Raw genomic sequence first — 2739 nt, forward strand, 5'->3', positions numbered from 1 at the left:
CAGCCCGGCGCCGGGGTCAGCGGTGTTGGGGGTTCTCGAAGTCGAAGCGGCAGCCGGCCTCCCACTCGGAGCGCTGGTTGCCGTGGGCGGGGATGCCGCCGGCGTCCCTGAGCATCCGGGCCAGGTGCAGCAGGTTCCAGGTCATGAAGGTGGTGTTGCGGCTGGTGAAGTCGTTCTCCGGTCCGCCCGAGCCCTCGTCCAGGTACGACGGGCCGGGCCCGGCCGCGCCGACCCAGCCGGCGTCGGCCTGCGGCGGGACGACGTAGCCCAAGTGATGCAGGCTGTACAGAACGTTCATCGCGCAGCGCTCGGGACGGCGTCCGGCAGGCGGTCGAATCCCGGCCGGGCCCGTGTCCCAGGTCCGCGATCGGTAGCCGGGCTTGGTCGCGCAGGCGTGCTCGACGAGGTCCGCGATCACGCTGAACCGTGCACCGTAGCTGAACGGTTACCAGCAGCGGCCTCGGCCGGAGGACGGTGACAGGATGGACTCACAGCGACGGTGGACTGCGCGAAGGCACTGGCTGCCCGGCCCGGGGGGACCTGCGTCCCGGCGGACGGCACCGCGCCCGGTCGTCCCGGTGCGTCGGAAGCGAGGTGGGACGGTGGACGTGCGCATCTGGTTCAACAGGATCTGGCCCGCACGAGTGCACCTGATCCCGATGCTGCGCGACAACCCTGACCACGCCCGGGTACAGGTCTACGGCACCCATCCCGACCCGGCGGCACCGGCGCTCACGGCGTGCGACGTGGTCGAGCCCGAGCCGGGCGAGGATGAGGCCTTCTTCGATTTCGCGATCGACTTCTGCCAACGGCACGACATCGACGTGATCATGCCGTCCTCGCGTCTGGTGGCACTCGCCGACCGCGCGGAGGCGTTCTCGGCGGTCGACACGAGGGTCATGTGCGGACCCGCCGAGACGCTCCGCGCGGTGACCGACAAGAGCCGCTTGTACGCGGCAGCCGAGCGCTCTCGAGTGCCGGTCGCCCCGTGGCGGGCGGTCTCCGATGCCGACGGTCTACGGAAAGCGGTCCAGGAGTTCGCCGGGACGGACAGTGCTCTGTGCGTCAAGCCCGCGGGCGAGTACTCGGCCTACGGCTTCCGGCTCCTGGACGACTCCCCGCTGAAGGTTTCGGACTTCGAGCGCCTGCCACGGCCGACGGCATCGGTCCCGGCAGTCGCGGACGCGCTGCAGCATGCCCAGGACAGGGGCGAGACCGTTCCCGAGCTGATCGTGATGCCGTACCTGGATCCTCCGGAGGTCAGTGTCGACTGTCTGTCTGACACGGCGGGCACCCTGGTGAGCGCGATCGCCCGGGCCAAGTCGGGCAGAGTCCGGACTCTGGTGGACGACCCCGACGTGATGGAACTCGCCCGGCTGGCCGTCGGCCACTTCCGGCTCGCATACCTGTCCAACGTCCAATTCCGTTACTGGAAAGGGCAACCGGTGCTCCTGGAAGTCAACGCCAGGGCAGCGGCGGGCATTTACCAGACCCGTATGACCGGTGTAAACCTGGTGTGGGCCGCTGTGCGGATGCTGCTCTGCGGCGACCCCGGCGAAGTACCTAAGCCGATGCTCGGGGGTCGGCTCGCGGTGGTCGAGGACGCGATCCCACTTTCCGACACCGTGATCCCGGACAGCCGGGCACGCGAGCGGACGCCGCCGCCATCACCCGTTGGCGCGCCTGAGGCGAACCGTACGCTGTCGCCGTGAGCGAAGACTCCATGGCGCCGCACGCCGCGGTCGTCGGGTCCGCCATGGCCACAGTGCTGGAACGAGATCACTCTCGCGCTTCGCCCTGCAAGTGCGCCGTCACACCCGGTGGTGGGCGGCAGCGGCTCCCCGCGCCCGACGGTGCCGCCCGGCCCGATCGATGTCGCCTCACCGACGGCGGCCGCGGACACCGCCCCGGCAGGTACGCGCGCAGCCGCACGGCGGTTGACCTCGGGCGATACTGGATCTTGTATCCGGGAACTGGGTGCTCTTGCCGGCGTGTCCCGCAAGATCGTCTGGAAACGGCCGGTGGCGGCGGCGTTCGGGCAGATGGTTCTGGCTATGCGCGAGGTACTGCTCCGGCTGGAAGAGCTGCTCTTCCTGTCGGTTTCGGAGATCAGGGTGGTGTCGGGTGCAGGACGACGGCGAGGTGATCCGAGTCGATGTCCGATCCCGGACGGCCAAGGCTCGCTGCCCGGGCTGCGGAAGCTGGTCGGAGCGGGTGCACGGATCCTACCTGCGCCGCGGGTGGTAGGCGTCGACGAGTACGCGATACGCAAGGGATGTGTCTACGGGACCGTGCTGGTCGACGTCGAGACGCGCCGACCGGTAGACCTGTTGCCGAATCGGGAGGCGGGCACGGTCGCGGCCTGGCTGGCCGAACGCCCGGGGATCGAGGTCGTCTGCCGCGACCGCGCCCCGTTCTTCGCCGAGGGCGCCAGCATCGGGGCACCCACTGCCGTCCAGGTTGCCGACCGTTTCCACCTCTGGCGCAACCTCGGCGAAGCCGCCTAGCGGTGCATCTCCCGCCACCGCGCGACCACCGCCGAGGCGGCCCCGGAGAAGGCAGGGGGCCAGGCACCGGCGGACGGCGGCTCGCCATGGCCCACCGGGCACCGGTTCGCCGACCGCACCCGCGCCAAGCACGCCACCGTCCACGCTCGGCATGACCTACCGAACCGTCCAACGGCTGGCGGACGCCGCGAGGCCGGAAGACTTGTTCCAGGGACAGTGGCAGAACCGCAGG

The 2739-nt window shown here is 70.3% G+C and carries 2 protein-coding genes and 1 pseudogene; 2 read left to right on the forward strand and 1 reads right to left on the reverse strand.

Annotation, left to right across the window (positions count from 1 at the left end; all coding sequences use genetic code 11):
• Positions 1-16 precede the first annotated feature (16 nt).
• Positions 17-304, reverse strand: a pseudogene (locus ABZ641_RS32050) (flavodoxin family protein); the annotation flags it as partial.
• 298 nt (positions 305-602) lie between these two features.
• Here ABZ641_RS32050 and ABZ641_RS32055 point away from each other — a divergent pair.
• Together ABZ641_RS32055 and ABZ641_RS32060 are read left to right on the forward strand one after the other, a co-directional pair.
• Positions 603-1712 carry an ATP-grasp domain-containing protein gene (locus tag ABZ641_RS32055; RefSeq protein WP_359987507.1) on the forward strand — a complete coding sequence of 370 codons (1110 nt, stop codon included), beginning with the start codon at positions 603-605 and terminating at the stop codon, positions 1710-1712.
• A gap of 279 nt (positions 1713-1991) precedes the next feature.
• On the forward strand, positions 1992-2507 hold the full coding sequence (locus ABZ641_RS32060; protein WP_359987510.1) for a transposase: 516 nt from the start codon (positions 1992-1994) through the stop codon (positions 2505-2507).
• Positions 2508-2739 lie beyond the last annotated feature (232 nt).

Origin of the sequence: Kitasatospora sp. NPDC007106 (genome assembly GCF_040634455.1) — a bacterium.
Taxonomy (GTDB): Bacteria; Actinomycetota; Actinomycetes; order Streptomycetales; family Streptomycetaceae; genus Kitasatospora; species Kitasatospora arboriphila.